The following is a 15,013-nucleotide window of genomic DNA, read 5'->3' as shown; positions in this document are numbered from 1 at the left end:
CGGCCACCCCCCTGGCGTGCGGGTCCCCGGTGTAGCTCGGGTTCGACGCATCAAAGGGCTTGACCGTGCAGCGCAGCCGCTCGAGGCGTGGCGTCCGGTCTGCCTCGTGTGGAACGGTGATCCGGACCTCGATGTCGTTGGTGAAGGTCAGGTGGCGCCAGAAGGGGTTGCCGTGATGGCGACGCGCACCGTGTGTGGCCACTGGTGCCCGTCGGGCAGCATCGACGCCCACTCCTTCCACTGTGCCTCGCTGCTCGCGCTGCCGGTGTACGGCGCCCGGGCCGCGCCGCGCGCGTATGTCGAACCCAAACCGCATCAGGTGCCACCCGGCGGCGATCTGCAGTCCTTCCGTGTTCGCGCAGCGTGGCGCCCCCGCCGGCGAGCGGATACGCCATCCGGATTTCCGCGACGGTCGGTCGGGCGCGGCGGCGGCCTTCTCCCGCTCGTGGGCAACCGCGCCGACCGCCAGCGCGAGCGCGCCCTTACGGGTGGTGCTGTGGTGCCGACCTGCCGCCGCTCGCCGCCGACTTCGCGCACCATCCAAACCGGTTCCGCGTACCTGGTGACCTGGTACACCGCACAGGTGCATTGCGGAAACCGGCGTGCGGTCAGTGCCCCGCCTCGCCTCGAACCGGGAGGGACCGGCCAAAGGTCCCGGATCCGGAGGCGCCGTGGCGTTAGAACGGAGGGCGGAAGAGGCCGCGGTCTTCGCACGAGCCGCACGGCGGTTCCGGGGTGTGCAGAGTCTCGCCGGACACGTATGACAACGGAGCCAGGACGGTGGCGAGGTCGACCTTCCGGCCTCGGACAATCTCGGCGGCTGGGACATCGATGCGGAAGCCGCTGACCGGGTAGTCCGGGTGGTCGGAGAACACCACGGCACACATCCAAGCGCCGGAGTGGCGCTTGCGCGGCAGCGGCTCCTCCTCGACACCCTCAGGCAGAGCCTCCTCCTGGAACTCGATCGGCACCACGACGACGCGGTAGGCCTGGTGAGTGCGCGGCTGCTGCCAGGGCAGTTCGACGAGCAGGTCCTTGGGCCACTCGTCGATGGTCACGGGCAGAGTTGACAGGTAGTGGTTCAGCGAGCCTTCGGGGGCCTGGGCCAGCCGGGACCGCTCCTGCTCTTCGGTCTCGATGCAGCCGATGCGGCTGAGGAAACTCATGATGGTCCGTGCTCCTTGGTCAGTGCTTGTGCTGGGGGTGGGCCGCCCGCGTGGGTTCGAAAGAAGACGAGTTCGTCGAGTTCGCAGCGCCCGCCGTAGATGTGTGCGGCTTCCAGGGCGGCGACGCCGATGAGGAGGGAGCTGGCGGCGGGCGAGCCCGTCATGGGTTCGCCCGAGATCGCAGGTGAAGGAGAGGAGCAGCCGCTCAGCGTGTTTCGCTGTATCCGCACTCGGAGCACGTGTGCGTGGCCTTCTTGCCAGCGCGGATGTCGTAGGCGCTCGACTCCATATCGCTGGCGCAGTTCGGGCAGTTCATGGCTCGACTCCTGGCGGGACAAGGACGTTCTTCAACGTCAGATCCGGATCAGCTCTGCTGATCCCTTGTGCTCACTGCCTTCACGGGGCGAGTAAGGCGAGCCACGAAAAAACACAGCACCCCGGCGCCGCACCTGCCCGAAGGCAGAGCGCGCACCGGGGTGCTGGGGAAGTTGGAGCTGCAGAGATCTCCAGGGACACGCCACAGGGATCACCTGCAGCGCTCAGGAATCGAACCCCTTCCGTGGTCGGTCTGCACGGTGTGCCCACTGGCGTACGCCGAGGATCAGCCGGCGCACTGCGGATCTGAACCGCTCCGTGCAGAAGTCTGCGGTGGGCTTGTCAGGCCAACCGCCATACGGCTAACCGGCTTCCTTCGAAGGTGACGGGCTGCTCCGCCTGGACGTGAGATCCGAACACACCAGCTCACCCCACGTGCCCTTGCACAGCTCGTGATCGACCAGACGGTCTTCCTCGCTGTCACGCGGCATTCGCGGCCAGAAGGCCGAACCTCCAGCGCCGCTTCACGCCCATTCGGACATGACCTCCTGGATCAGGGGCAGCACCGTGGGAGGCTGGAGGTTGAGGGTGGCCAGAGCCTCGGGGGTGGTGAGGGGGGTCTCGACGAGTTCGTAGGTGCCGCGATCGACACGCGTGAACTCGCTGCCGGTACGGTCATCGAAGGCCCAGGTCCGGACCTCGGCGAGATAGATGTGCTGGATCTCTTCGCGTTCGGTGTCGGCGAGAGTGCCCAGCAGCCGGACGATATGAGCCTTCCCGGCAATCTCCTCGTGGATCTCACGGTGGAGAGCCGCTTCTGGTGTGGGGTCGCCGTCCTCGATGCCGCCGCCGACGAGGACGTGGTAGACGTCGCGGCCGGGGACGGTGCGGCGGATGATGAGCATGGTGTGGGCCGGGGTGATCAGGACGGCACGCACGCGTTCTTTCACTGTGTCTCCTCAGGCGTTGCTGTCGAGGAGATCAGTTCATCATCCAGCCGCCATCGACGTGGAGACTCTGACCGGTGATGAACCCGGCCGAAGGACTTGCCACGAAGGCGACAGCGGCGGCCACGTCATCCGGCCGCCCGCGGCGGGGAACGCACTGGCGGGCGATCTGGTGCTCGGGGGACACCCGGGCGGAGGGCGGGAGGGATTCTTCAGCAGGAACCTGGATCGCTCCGGGCAGGACCGAGTTGACGGTGATCCCGCACTCGCCGACCGCGACGCCAGTCGAGCACTCGGCCCCCTGTTCTTGCCCCGGGAGGGACCCGCCCGGAAACCTTCCGGTTAAAGACTCCCTCAGCCCCAACCCAAGATGAACCCGCCCACAGAAAACCCGCAGATAAGAATCGGCACTAATAGCGCAGGAAGTTGATTGGCGGCGCCTGGTCCGTCGCTACGACTTGCGTCGGAAATCGCAACCACGATACCCGCCCGCACCAGTGACTGCCCGCGCCCAAGCAAGGCGCTACAGCCACCCCATCGACTATCAAGTGGCGCACATATATTCGCAGGCGCCGCAATTCCTCTTGTGCCCATTTCGGTAGCTTAGGTTTATGCGGGTCAGCCATTCGACTTCACCTCTTCGTACTGGACGCAATGGGTAACCACGGACGTACCGGGAACCGGCTTACCGTTCACTATGGTCAGCGTGCTCACAATCTGCGTGTCGTAGTCGAGACACTTACGGTCGTCACACCCGCTGAGGCTCAGCAGGAAGAGCGGCACCAGGAATGCCACGACGACAAGCCGCCACCGGATACTCATCAAACTCTCCTTAACGCCAACGGGCCACATACCGAAATTGGTATGTGACCCGTGACAGAGTCGCTATTTAGCTTTCCTCGCGCAGAAGGTAACGGGCGAGTCTCAGAATGTCCTCAGGCTCAGCGTCCACCTGTAGCCGGGATGACTGAACCAGGCTTACGGCCGTCCGATACACATCCGCACGCATGGCAACCTCTTCGGCTTCGCGGATTTCTCGGCTGGTCGGCTCAGGCAGCGCCATGAGCGAGACCCTGAAGAAGGTTGGCAGCGTCAGCATGCGTCAGAACCACAGTGGCCACCGTGCGGCCCTCAGCGTTCCATCTGTACTTGGCGGAGCACTCAGAGGAGTACGCCGACACCTGACTCCTGAAGGTGTAGCTGTGGCCAGCATGGACATTCTGGAAAGAGACCGTCATCCTTCGATCCGGACCAATCTGCTCGCACGTCGCACGCGATGTGAGAGCATAGGTCAGTGACTAACGCATTCTCTGGTGTAGAGATTTTCGATGTCCGTCGCATCCGCTTCGCCGAAAAGGCGTGGCACCCAATTTCTGAGCCAGACCGCCTGACTATGGAACGTGCTTGGTCTGAAGCGGTTCAGGAAAATCCGAACCTTTTCGACGGGCCCACAGTAGCTTGCATGAATGTAGAGTGGAAGGAACCAGGGAGTTTGGTTCTCTCCTGGGCAAGGGCGGCATACAGATACCGTATGCTGCGTCAGATTTCCGACGCTCCCTCCGTGTCATCCGTTTTCGTGTGCGTTGCTCAGCCGACGGAGGACGGGCGTCTTTTGGTGGCCCGCATGTCTTCTTCAACGTCCACCCCCGGCCGATGGCAACTGCCGGGGGGCTCCATGGAGCCCCCTCTTAGGGGTGAGTCTCTCGATGTGGCTCTGCTTCGCCGACATGCGGCCCGAGAGCTTATGGAGGAGCTCGGCATCGACACATTGCCTGAATCCCTGTCTTTGTGGGTTGTCACGCGTGGCGCGCGGGGTAGTGTCGGTTTTGTGTTTCGCGCTCCTGCTCTACCTGCCGAATTCCTGCATCAACGATTTGCGGCTTTGGTGTCCTCGGAGCGAGAACAGGGTCGGGCTTCTGAACTCGACAGGATCGCGCTGATCGACTCCGAGGCCGAGTTGTCCTGTCTTGCTGGGGAACAAGTGGACTACCTGCAGCCGATCGTCCGCCGGAATTTTGAGTTTTCTGCTTCTTCTGGTTCCGCTTAGTTCCTGTCGAGGGTCTGGGCTGGGTTCGCCCTCCCAGGGGAGGCCCGTCGGTTTTCTCTCTGTGCATGGTGCGGCGTGTGCTGCCTGGTCCGATGACCAGGCAGCACTTGCAGTCATTCCTCGGTGAACTCCAGGCCGGTTTCAGGCACGTACTGGGCGGGACGTGTCGTGAGGGGAGGCCAGATCCGTGAGACTGCGTGTGCTTGTGCGTCTCCCTCCGGCCCCCAGCCGAGCAGCAGGTTCGCCTGTCGAGCAGGAATGAGTACTCGTTGGTACTTCTCCCCGGTGTCGCGGTCTGGGGCTGCGGAATCGAGGCCCCGCAGGAGTGCTCCCAGGCGCAACTGAGCGTAAGGCGGACGGCCGTGCTCTCGCACTTGCTGATAGCCCAGCGGGTAGGGGGTGCTCAGCCTTGCTTGCACTTCTTCCTCTGCCTCGCGGGCCAGGGTTTCGAAGGGGCTCTCTCCGGCTTCGGGGCGCCCTCCGGGCAGGCTTGGAACGCCGTGCCGGTCGAGCATCACTAGAACACGGCCGTGTGGATCGACGAGCCATCCCCAGGTCTGTTGCACTGGTATCTCTTCGGGCGGTGTGAGGCGGGGATGCCAGGTGAAGCGGGATCGGGTTCGTTCTGCTTTGGTTGGGGGTTGGAGAGGGTTGTGGCCGTCGACAAGCCTCAGGGGCTCCTGGCGGGTCGGCGACATGGTGTTGAGGATCGTTGCCCGGCAGACGGCTTTCAGCCGTGCCGCGGCAGAGGGTGTCATGGCAGCGGTTGCCTGGCCAACTGGGGTCAGGCAGTGTCCGGCTGCGGGAGGAGCACTGCTGGGAGACAGGCGTGCGGACATGACATGGACGGTCTGCGGTCCGTTGTAACCCTCGGCTTCGTCGATGGCCAGGAGCGTTGTCTCTGCGAGGGAGAGGTTCAGGCCAGCTGCCAGACGTCGTGCTGCGCTGTAGGGGTTCTCGCGGGTCCGAATTCTGGTATGGGGTAGGTCCCCGGGGCGGGGGCCGCCCTGCGTGAGCAGGACGGCCCCTTCGCGCGTAGTGACCAGCAGGGCGGTGACGCGTGCCGGTCGGCGGCGGGTGGACATCTATTCTCCGTCTTCCTGTGCGGGACTGCCGAGGGCGTTGATGGCCTGCCGGTGCAGCGTGGCGAATTCGGCTGCATTGGCGTCGTAGCCGGCGGTGGCGATGACGAGGCCCTTCGCACCACCTCCCGGGATTGGCAGGTCCATGTCATTCTTGATGGCGTGTGCGACGGTTCCCGAGCGGCGAAGCAACTCGGTAAGCCGGACATCAGCGTCCGGGTCCTCCCCTCCCGGGGTCGCGTTGTCGCCGACAGGCAGGACCCATACCGCGTCTGCCCCGGACAGCGATTCCGGCCAGGCGGTCAGGTCACGCTTGTTGCGGCGTCCCCAAGGGGCCACCGCGATGACGAGGGTCCGGTCGGGGTGGGCCTGGCGGAGTGCCTGGATGAGGGCACGGACCTGGTCCGGCTGACGTGCGTTGTCGTCCACGACGACCAGTCGCTCGTCCGAGTGCACGACGCTCATGCGCCGTCCCGGCAGACGGAAGTCAGCCAGTCCGGCGGCAATGTCGCTCGTCTGGAGCCCGAGGTGCAGCGCGGAGACGATGCCGCAGGCTGCGCCGGGAATCAGATGTGGTCCGGGAGCGGGGACGGTCCATGTTCCGGCATCGCGCCCACCATGGGTGAGCCGGAAGGTGGAGTCCTTGGTGTCCTGCCGCAGAACGTGAACCTGCCACGGACCGCCGGCTCCGATCACCTCGATCTGCCCGGCAGTTCCGGCAGCGGTGAGGTGGGGGGACATCAGGCCTGCCACCTCGGAGGGCATGACGATCAGGCCGGGAGGAGTGGGTCCTTCGGTGAGAAACGTGGTCATGCTCCGCTCGAACCCGGCCGTTCCGGCGCCGAGATCGTCCTCGTGGTTCTGCACCATGTTCAGGGCGATCACGATCTCAGGGGTCAGAGCGCTGTAGGCACTGCGGTACTCGCAGGCTTCGACCACGGCCCATTCGCCGGTCGCGAGTTCTCCGCCGCACAGCAGCCCCGGGACATCGGCTCCGATGTAGGCGGAGGGAGCGACACTGGACAGGATGCGGTGAGCCATGGCTGCGGCGGTGGACTTGCCCAGCGATCCGGCGACGGCCAGGATGCGCTTGTGGTGCTGGGAGAACAGGTGCTGGACGAATTCCAGGCGCGCCATCTGGTGGATGGGGGCGGCCGTGTCCACGGGTACGGCCGCGCTGGAGACGAGCAGGTCGACGTGATGGGGCACGTGATTGGCACCGAGAGCCACCGGTACGCCGTGGGCGGTGAAGATGTCGGTGCGGTGGTTGGGCACCAGGTCGTCGCCGGTCACTCGCATGCCGGCGGCCAAGGCCAGGGAGGCGGCGGGGGCGATTCCCTTGCCACCGAGACCGCTGAAGTGCACAGCCGTCGGGAGTTTGGTGCTGGGGAGGGTGTTCGTCATCGGTTGTCGCCGTCCCTTTCGGTGATGTCGAGTGCGCAGATGGCGGCCAGGCGCCCGAGGCGGTGCAGCTGCTCGTAGCGGTCCTTGTCTTCGGGGGTGTCGACCTCGAGCCAGCCTCCGTGGACAGGCACGGTGTGGGCTGTTCCGCCGGCGTTCAGCCAGGCGCTGAGGAGAGTGGTGGTGTCCCAGCGCTCGGCTGCGGGCTCAGCCCCGAGGGCGTCGCGGTAGAAGGAGATGAGCTGTCGGGCCCCGTCCGGGTCCAGGCGCAGGAGTCCCATGAACTGCGCGTGCACCTCGTGCAGGCCGCGAGGGGCGCCGCCGATGTCCAGCAGCCTTCCGTTGGCGTCGAGGATGAGGCGCTCGGCGTCGGCGAGGGGATCCGCCATGCGCTCGCTCCACACCTCGAGCCAGGCGGTGTTGACCGGCAGGGTCACCGGAGCGGACGGGGCGCTCAGCAGAGTGGTCAGGACGCGAGGCTCAACAACGATGTCGCTGTAGGAGATGACAGCGCCGTCCTCCAGCAGGCCCGCGTCTGCGGCCACCAGGAGGCTGGCGGCCATGTTGGTGTGGGCCCACCGGGGGCTGTGCAGGGTCCGGCAGTCGGGAGCAGCCTTGCCGATGAGGTCCGACTGGTAGCCGGTGACGATGGTGATGTCACTCAGCCCCGCGGTACGGAGGGCGTTGAGAAGCCGGGTCAGCATGGGGATACCGGCCAGCGGCACGAGGGATTTGGGGCGCTGGTCGGTGAGCGGACCGAGACGTGAACCGCGGCCAGCCGCGAGGATGATGGTGCGCATTTGCGGGTGCTCCTTTGTCTGGGATCAGTGGGACGGATTCGTGGAGTGGTTGAGGATGAAGGTGAGGGCATCAGCGGCGGGACCTGCGGGAAACTCTCGCTCGGGGTGCCACATCAGTCCCCACCAGGGCAGGTCACGGTGGGCGAACGCCTCGACGGTGTCGTCCTCCGCCAGGGCGAGGGGGCGCAGTTGTTCGGGCAGACCATCGGCTGGGATGGCCCAGCGGTGGTGGGAGGCGACAGTGAACTGCTCGGGCCACTGCCAGGGGGCGTCACCTGTGCTTCGGACGTGGTGGCGGGTACCGGAGTGGCCGTGCTGTCCGTCCACGAGCCGGGCACCGAAGCGGTGGGCGATGGATTGAGCACCACGGCAGATGCTGATGACTGGTGTCCGCAGTTCCTCCGCCTGCTCAAGGAGCCACGTTTCGACGCGGTCTCGTTCAGGAGCCACGTCGTTCGGGTCCGGGACGGACGGCAGATCGTTGCCGCCGGTGAGGATCACAGCCGCCAGGGGCAGGCCCCGCAGTGTGCGCTGAGCGATGGGGAGATTGTTCGGTACGGCCAGGAGGCGTCGGTTGCTGACCGCTTCCAGGGCGTACCACTGGCGGTCCAGGTAGTCACCTTCTTCGGATCGGTGCGGGTAGGAGACGTGGCGCTGTGTGATCGCGATCCATCCAGGTCCCTTCACCGGATCACTTCCAGTCGGCGTGCGTCGCAGTCGACGACCAGGCGGTCGGCGACGGCGCAGGCGGCATGGGACTGGGGGCCGGCTCCGATGGCTGCCGGGATGCCGAGTTCTGCGCACCGGATGGCCATGTGGCTGTTGGCCCCGCCGTATGCGGTCACCAGTGCTCCCGGCCGGTGAGCGAAGATCCAGTCGTAGCCGGGGTCGGCGGATTCGATGACGATGATGCTGCCGGACTCCGGCGGGCTGGCCGGTGCGGGAGCAGCGTGCACACGTCCGTCCACGCGTCCGGTGCCGATGAAGTTGGTGCGCCCCGATCCCCGGCGGAAGCAGTGCAGGTCGCCGGTGTCGGTGATGACCTCGGGCAGTTCCACCTGCGCCTCCGCGGCCCCAATGGCCCGACGGCGAAGTACGGTCGCAGGCCAGGTGTCCGAGGGTGTGGTCAGGAGGTCGGCGATGGTGAGGTGGGTGATGTCGTCGCGGCTCAGGCCAGCGGTTCCACCCAGCGTCGCGATGGTTTCCAGTGAGGCGCTGACCCATGCCGCGTAGACGGCCTTGCCGTGTTCGCGGGCGGTTATGGCTTTGCGGAAGAAGTCCTCCGCACCGTCCGCATCGATCCCCAGGGGCTCCAGTACGCCGGCGACCTGGTGGCTGAGCTCTGGGGACCACGGAGCGCCGCAAAGAGGTTCGACGTGGTAGGGCTGGTCCAGCAGGGGGCGGAGGTAGCCTTCCGGGTCCTGCCCATAACTGGGGACCGTGAGGTCGTAGGTGCCGGGTCGGATCCATCGGTTCCGGTCGACGAACGTCTCCCAGCTCAGGCGACCTGCGGCAACCTCGGCGGCGTCGCGCTGCATGCGCGTGGTGACGGTCCCGAGACCACGCATCCAGTCGTCGTAGCGGTCGGCCTGCCCCGCCTCGCGCAGCGAGCGCAGCAGGTCGACGGCTACGAAGCCGGCGCGGGCGAGATGAGCGAAGACCTGGCCCGCGCGGCGCGTCCGTTCGAGGGTGGCCTCGAGGCGACTGGGGTGGGTGTCCTTCTCCGTCGGCAGGCCCAGCTGGGCGAGATCGTTCATGTCGCCCGTCAGCCGGACGATGCCGGTCCGCGTGATGCGCAGGAGATGGTCGTGCAGGTTGTCGAGGGTCGTCTGGCCGACTCCCGACTGTGTGAGGTAGGAGGTGCGCCGGCTCAGGTCGGGCGTCCAGCAGGTGGCCGCGATCTCGAATTCGATCTTGTCGTGCGAGTCCGGGTCCTGGCTCAGTCGCGCGATCTGTGCCTGGAGCACCTCGCGCGCCTGCTTCTCGCCGAGGTCGGCCGGCAGGAAGGAGGCCAACGACGCGCGCACGTCGATGTAGGGGTGTCCGGCCAGGGTGTGCATGAGCGGGACACCACGCAGATCGCGGTACCCGTACTCCTTCCGCTGACGTGCCCATGACAAATCAGTGATGAAGTGGCGGTAGAGCGAGATGGAGAGCGGGCGAGGTCGCCGACCCAGCATCTCGGCAGGGTTCCAGTCCGCCATACAGGACAGGGCGGGCCGGTCTCCGAGCAGACGGTTGTCCGAGATGCTCATGTCCTCGACTGTCCGCCGGGCTGCCGACAGGATGGCGGTAATCTGGGCGTCGTCAGTCGTCCGGCCCCGCCCCGCGGCAAGCGGCCTGACCTGCAGCAGGTGCACGCCGTCTTCGGTGATCGCCAGTTCGGTGTCGAGGCGGTTCGTCCCTGCCGCGTCCTCCGTCTGGGCCGCTGCCCCCAAAACGCGGGCGGCGAAGTCCGGCAGGCCGTGAGCGGACGGGTTCTCCAGAACACGCTCCAGGCTGTCCCGGTGGACGTACCAGGTGTCGACGTGGTCTCCGGTGCCGCTGGTGACCATGTCAGTGCGCCCTGAGGTGCTGTCGAGCGCCGCCACATAGTAGGACGCTCCGGACAGTGTGCGGGTGGTCACCACTGCGGCGGCGAGCACCGGCTGCAGAAAGCGCTGGACGAGCACCTTGTTGGCGGCGTCGGGGGCCGGGTAGGAGGCGAACACCTTGGTGATCGCCTGGGCCAGAAGCGTGTCACCGCCACCGGTCACGGGCACACTGTCGTATTCGCCGGCGGCCGAGCGCTCCCAGGAGTCTTCGGCAACGGCGCAGCTGCGGACGATCACGGGCGAGGTGCCGTAGACGCGGCGGATATCGCGGAGTGCGGCTGCCCGGTTGTCTTGCCACGCCGTCCAGGTGAGCGTGTGGCCACGGTCGACATGCACTTCCGGCAAGACGGGAGCAAGCCTGCGCAGCGACACGTCCTTCCCTCCGAGCAGGAGCCGTGCCCGCTGGTCGCCGTCGGTCAGGGGCACCAGTCCGTGCTCACGTCCGTGGAACGGAACGTGATGCTCCTCGATGAGGTGTCGGACAGTCTCGATCATGGTTGCCTGGGCGCGCGGCGGGCAGTTGACGATGCAGGCGGCGTGGGCGCGCAGAGCAAGACGCCCGAAGCTGTAGGCGGCTCCCTCGTCGGCCTCCTCGCCCGTCCACACCCTGATTCCCTGGTCGTCAAGGAGGGCACGGCTGCACTCGGCGGTGGGCAGTGCCCTCAGCTGGCACCACAGCACGGAGGCGAAGGCGGTACGGTCCGGCAGCGACCGGAGATCGGTGTCCGTGTCCTGGAGTTCGACGACCCTGACACGGGTGCCAACAAGTTCGGTCAGGACCGAGGCGAGACGGTCGTTGTCGGACCACGGTCCCGCCGTCCTCGCCGGTCGGGGAAGTATCACGGCCACCTGCTTGGCCGGCGGGAAGCCGGTAGTGGCGTCCTTCGCAGAAGAGTCGTGGTCGTGCAGGGCGCTGGCGGGCGCCGCAGCCGGACCGATCCGGCGGGCCAGCAGGTCGATCTGCGTGGTCTCACCCGTGTTATCGGCCCCATTGGAAGCGACCGACAACTTCGTGGATTCGTGATTCATCAGGTTTCTCCTCCTACAGTGCGGGCAGCACAAAGCGCTGCCCACCACATGGGTGTTCAGGGAAAAGAGGTCAAGTGCGGGATCCGGCCTGAACACGGCCAACCCCGATGGGTTCAACACACAACACAGCGCCCGGATCAATGACAACGTCCGCGCACAGCTGGGTGATTGGGCTGAGACATTCAGCTGTCTCTCATGCCACCACCCGGATCGGCTCCGCCGATCACATGATTTCCTCTCTCAACGCTTCATCCGAACCAGCCGCGCTGATCGAACACTTCGTCATTCCCAGTCCCGGATCGGCTTCGCCGATCTCCTCCTACAGCGCGGGCAGCACAAAGCGCCGCCCACCACATGGGCGTTCAGGGAAAAGGGGTCAAGTGCGGGATCCGGCCTGAACACGGCCAACCCCGATGGGTTCAACACACAACACAGCGCCCGGATCGATGACATCGCCCGCGCGCAGTTGAGTGATTTGGGCTGAGACATTCACTTGTCTCTCATGCCACCACCCGGATCGGCTCCGCCGATCACATGATTTCCTCTCTCAACGCTTCATCCGAACCAGCCGCGCTGATCGAACACTTCGTCATTCCCAGTCCCGGATCGGCTTCGCCGATCAAACTCGCGTTCTTCGCTGATTTACCGGCCACTCCCGACCAGACCCCGTCGAAATGTCCCCTAGCTCGGCATTCACTTGGTCTGCTTTAGGGCTTGCCTTCAAAGGGTTCTGATGGGAAATCATGTCGGCATGGTGCGTCGTCATGAGCTGACGGATGTGGAGTGGGAGGCGCTGTCCGGGCTGTTGCCTCGGTCGTCCTCCGGACGGCCAAGGTTGGACGACCGGCGGGTGCTGAACGGGATCGTGTGGAAGCCGCGGACGGGGGCGGCGTGGCGTGATGTGCCGGCACGGTACGGGCCCTGAAGGACCCTGTACACGCGTTTCCGCAGGTGGGCGCTGGACGGGACGTTCACGCGAATGCCGGCCGCGGTCCAGGCCGAGAAGGACGCGACCGGTGACATCGACTGGCTGGTGTCGGTCGACTCCACGGTCACGCGGGCCCATCAGCATGCCGCGGGCGCCCGAAAAAAGGGGCAGGGCAGGGGGGCGAAATATGTGATCACGCCCTCGGACGATCCCGAGGCGGACTGACCACGAAAATCCACCTGGCCCGCGACGGCCGCGGCCGGCCTCTCGGCTTCGTCCTCACCGGCGGCAACGCCGCCGACTGCACCCCGCTTCGAGGAGGTCATGGACACCATCAAGGTCCGCCGGGCCGGGCCCGGGCGACCCCGAACCCGCCCGGACCACGTCCTGGGCGACAAGGGCTACAGCTCCCGCAATACGTGCCCAACTGCGTAGACGCGGGATCGGCCACACCACCCCCCGAACGCCGTGACCATCCGAGATCCGTGATCTTGACCCCGCGGAGCGTTGCGGTGATGAACCAGACCACCAGGGCCATTGCGAAGACGAGGAATGACGGACGGCACGACACCGAGCCGGCGGATCAGGGTGAAAGACTGCCGCGGCACCGGGCGGAGCGGAAGGTGGACCGATCGCCCCGAACCCGGGCGGTCACCCAGTCGAGCTGGCCGGGCTCGATCGGGACCGGGTGCTGCTCGCCTGTCGCCGGGTCGGCGACTGTGGCGATCACGGGCGCTGTGCCCTCCGCGGGTCGGTCGGGTATCCGTCGGCCCGCTCGGCGAGCGCCTGGGCGAAGTCGGCGGCGGCCGTGGTGGTCTCGGTGCTCAGGCGTCGGCTTTCGTTCGCTGGGCGATCTCTTCTTCGAGTAGGTACGCCTCGCCCCATGGGTTCGGCTCCTCGACGGGGCGGCCGTTCCTGATGTCGCGCAGCCGTTCGCGGCGGCGGTCCTGGACGTAGCCGCGGCAGCGCAGGGCGTCGTGACGGGAGGTGGGCCAGTTCGAGGCGGTCGCGCACCACCCGCAGTGCGGCGTGCGGGTCAGGCTGCGCCAGATGGCGAGGGTGAGCAGAGTGGCGGCGCAGCCGAGCAGCGCGCCGATCGCGAGCATCATGTCGGGTCTCCGTCCTTCGTGGTGGTGTTGGCGGCGAGGAGGACGACCGGACCTGGCTTCATGGGCGCGGGGACGTGCGCAGCACGCATAGTCATGTCCGCCGCTCTCCTTCCGGAAGCGGACGCGCGTCAGAGTGTGGCCCCCTGCATGAGCTGCTGGTCGCAGGCGATGGACGCGAGCACTGCGTTGAAGGTCCGAGGGAGCCGACCGCAGCAGGTCGAGTCGTCCATATCGACTGCGAGGCACGGCAGTTCCCCCAGCCAGGCTGCGCCCTGCTTGTCGACGTAGACCGGGTCCTCGCCCTCGAAGACGGTCGGTACCAGGTCTTGTGCTCATCACTCACGTGCAGCGTGAGCGTCAGCAGATCGACGTCGGCGGTGGTCCGATCAGAAGCAACAGCAGTCATGGCGAGCAGTCCTTCGTGGGAGGAGATGAGAAGCCCACGAACAGCCGCCCGACAGGGGCCACCCGTAGCCGACACGCGCACGGCGCCATCGCAGAGCTCTCCGGATCAGCTCTGTTGACCCCCAAGCGCCAAACAGGCCCGCAGGCACTCCGCGCGCCCGAGTCCCGCTCTGCACAGCCTCTACATCCTCTATCTAGCGACATCCTGACTCATCGCAGACCATCATTCAATGACCACTCGAATGAGATACCCTCAGAGATCAGTGGATCCAATCAGACTGGTCGGCAACAGGGGATGCGAGGCGAGAAGAGATGAGGACCTGGAGGGCGGGGAAGGCTGGACTCTCCACTGCGGCGCTGACTGCGGGCGTCGTGCTCGTTGGGTGCTCCAGCGGCAACGGCGGAACGGCCAAGGAGGCACAGCCATCGCCTGCATCAAGCCCGACCGCAAGCGCAGCCAAGGTCGCTGACAAAGCTCTCAGCAAGGCGCTGGACAAGCTCGCCTTCCAAGGCGCCGGGAGCTCCGGAGAGGACGGCGGAGCGTGCCTGGCTAGCGCAGTGCGGAAGGCGGGAATGTCGGAGAAGGCGCTGGCCTACATCGTCAAGGCCGACAGCGACGACATAGGCACAGTCATCGGCGGACTGAACAAGGTGAGCGAGGACGACGCCGCGCTCCTGGCCTCGCGCTCACTGCGCAAGGACTTCGACGGATGCATCAGCGAGGCCGCACTTCCGGACAGCGGTAGCCCCAAGGCTCAGAACTACGCGCCGCCGGAGGCAGCCGCGAAGCCAGTGGTGGGCAAGCCGAACCTGAAGCCGGCATACCCAGTCCGGGCGGATCAGCCAGTCAGCTCGTCCATCGAGCTCACCAAGGGCCTGGTCTCGATGTTCTCCTCCTACGCCCGTGACGAGAGCCAGAAGAAGACCTACGCGGCGGCCGGCCAGTGTCTGTCGACCTTGGTGTACAAGGCAGGCTTCGGCCAGGAGGCGCTGCACTTCTTCGCCGGCGGTGCGCCGCTCGGCACCGGGTCAATCGTCGAACACCTGCCGAACGACAAGGACAAGGCGATCTGGCAGTCCCCGAGGTTCACCCAGGAACTTGTCGACTGCACGACGAACGCGACGCCAACTCCCCTGCCCGCCTCCTGAGCGGGCGCCCATCAGACAGAGGACCACCGGCTGCGGCAATG

13 protein-coding genes and 1 pseudogene are annotated in these 15,013 nt (G+C 66.3%); 3 read left to right on the top strand and 11 right to left on the bottom strand.

Features of this window, described 5'->3' with window-relative positions; genetic code table 11:
- Positions 1-677 precede the first annotated feature (677 nt).
- From AB8A24_RS13250 to AB8A24_RS13230, 5 genes are all read right to left on the bottom strand, one after another.
- The gene (locus tag AB8A24_RS13250) at positions 678-1,166 is read right to left on the bottom strand and encodes a hypothetical protein (RefSeq protein ID WP_328964210.1); all 489 of its coding nucleotides are present in this window, start codon (positions 1,164-1,166) and stop codon (positions 678-680) included.
- On the bottom strand, positions 1,163-1,330 hold the full coding sequence (locus tag AB8A24_RS13245) for a hypothetical protein (RefSeq protein ID WP_328964209.1): 168 nt from the start codon (positions 1,328-1,330) through the stop codon (positions 1,163-1,165). Before AB8A24_RS13245 ends, AB8A24_RS13250 begins: the two co-directional genes overlap by 4 nt.
- 675 nt (positions 1,331-2,005) lie before the next feature.
- On the bottom strand, positions 2,006-2,431 hold the full coding sequence (locus AB8A24_RS13240; protein WP_328964208.1) for an NUDIX domain-containing protein: 426 nt from the start codon (positions 2,429-2,431) through the stop codon (positions 2,006-2,008).
- Between the two features lie 31 nt (positions 2,432-2,462).
- On the bottom strand, positions 2,463-2,792 hold the full coding sequence (locus tag AB8A24_RS13235) for an SDR family oxidoreductase (protein ID WP_328964207.1): 330 nt from the start codon (positions 2,790-2,792) through the stop codon (positions 2,463-2,465).
- Positions 2,793-3,046: 254 nt separating this feature from the next.
- Positions 3,047-3,250 carry a hypothetical protein gene (locus AB8A24_RS13230; protein WP_328964206.1) on the bottom strand — a complete coding sequence of 68 codons (204 nt, stop codon included), beginning with the start codon at positions 3,248-3,250 and terminating at the stop codon, positions 3,047-3,049.
- Positions 3,251-3,821: 571 nt separating this feature from the next.
- Here AB8A24_RS13230 and AB8A24_RS13225 point away from each other — a divergent pair.
- Complete coding sequence (locus tag AB8A24_RS13225) at positions 3,822-4,475, top strand: NUDIX domain-containing protein (protein WP_328966061.1); 654 nt, start codon at positions 3,822-3,824, stop codon at positions 4,473-4,475.
- Between the two features lie 113 nt (positions 4,476-4,588).
- Here the strand turns inward: AB8A24_RS13225 and AB8A24_RS13220 are convergent, their stop codons facing one another.
- From AB8A24_RS13220 to AB8A24_RS13200, 5 genes are read right to left on the bottom strand one after another with little or no spacing between them, the layout of a single operon-like run.
- Complete coding sequence (locus tag AB8A24_RS13220) at positions 4,589-5,560, bottom strand: NUDIX domain-containing protein (protein ID WP_369475704.1); 972 nt, start codon at positions 5,558-5,560, stop codon at positions 4,589-4,591.
- Positions 5,561-6,961: a glutamate ligase domain-containing protein gene (locus AB8A24_RS13215; protein WP_328964205.1), complete on the bottom strand. Its 1,401-nt coding sequence runs from the start codon at positions 6,959-6,961 to the stop codon at positions 5,561-5,563. It abuts the gene before it with no gap.
- Positions 6,958-7,758, bottom strand: a complete 801-nt coding sequence (locus tag AB8A24_RS13210; RefSeq protein ID WP_369475702.1) for an NTP transferase domain-containing protein — start codon at positions 7,756-7,758, stop codon at positions 6,958-6,960. The genes AB8A24_RS13215 and AB8A24_RS13210 overlap by 4 nt, the downstream gene beginning before the upstream one ends.
- Positions 7,759-7,782: 24 nt before the next feature.
- On the bottom strand, positions 7,783-8,445 hold the full coding sequence (locus AB8A24_RS13205) for a gamma-glutamyl-gamma-aminobutyrate hydrolase family protein (RefSeq protein ID WP_369475700.1): 663 nt from the start codon (positions 8,443-8,445) through the stop codon (positions 7,783-7,785).
- Complete coding sequence (locus AB8A24_RS13200; RefSeq protein WP_369475752.1) at positions 8,442-11,477, bottom strand: PEP-utilizing enzyme; 3,036 nt, start codon at positions 11,475-11,477, stop codon at positions 8,442-8,444. Before AB8A24_RS13200 ends, AB8A24_RS13205 begins: the two co-directional genes overlap by 4 nt.
- A 637-nt stretch (positions 11,478-12,114) precedes the next feature.
- Between AB8A24_RS13200 and AB8A24_RS13195 the strand changes: the two are divergent.
- Positions 12,115-12,754: pseudogene (locus AB8A24_RS13195) on the top strand (IS5 family transposase); the annotation flags it as partial.
- Positions 12,755-13,133: 379 nt separating this feature from the next.
- Here AB8A24_RS13195 and AB8A24_RS13190 read toward each other — a convergent pair.
- Positions 13,134-13,418 (bottom strand): hypothetical protein, encoded by a 285-nt coding sequence (locus AB8A24_RS13190; RefSeq protein WP_328964203.1) that lies wholly within the window; start codon positions 13,416-13,418, stop codon positions 13,134-13,136.
- A gap of 978 nt (positions 13,419-14,396) precedes the next feature.
- Here AB8A24_RS13190 and AB8A24_RS13185 point away from each other — a divergent pair.
- Positions 14,397-14,972: a hypothetical protein gene (locus AB8A24_RS13185; protein WP_369475698.1), complete on the top strand. Its 576-nt coding sequence runs from the start codon at positions 14,397-14,399 to the stop codon at positions 14,970-14,972.
- Positions 14,973-15,013: the final 41 nt, after the last annotated feature.

This window comes from Streptomyces sp. BF23-19 (genome assembly GCF_041106355.1).
Classification (GTDB): Bacteria; Actinomycetota; Actinomycetes; order Streptomycetales; family Streptomycetaceae; genus Streptomyces; species Streptomyces virginiae_A.
This window is presented reverse-complemented; position numbering and strand designations above follow the sequence as displayed.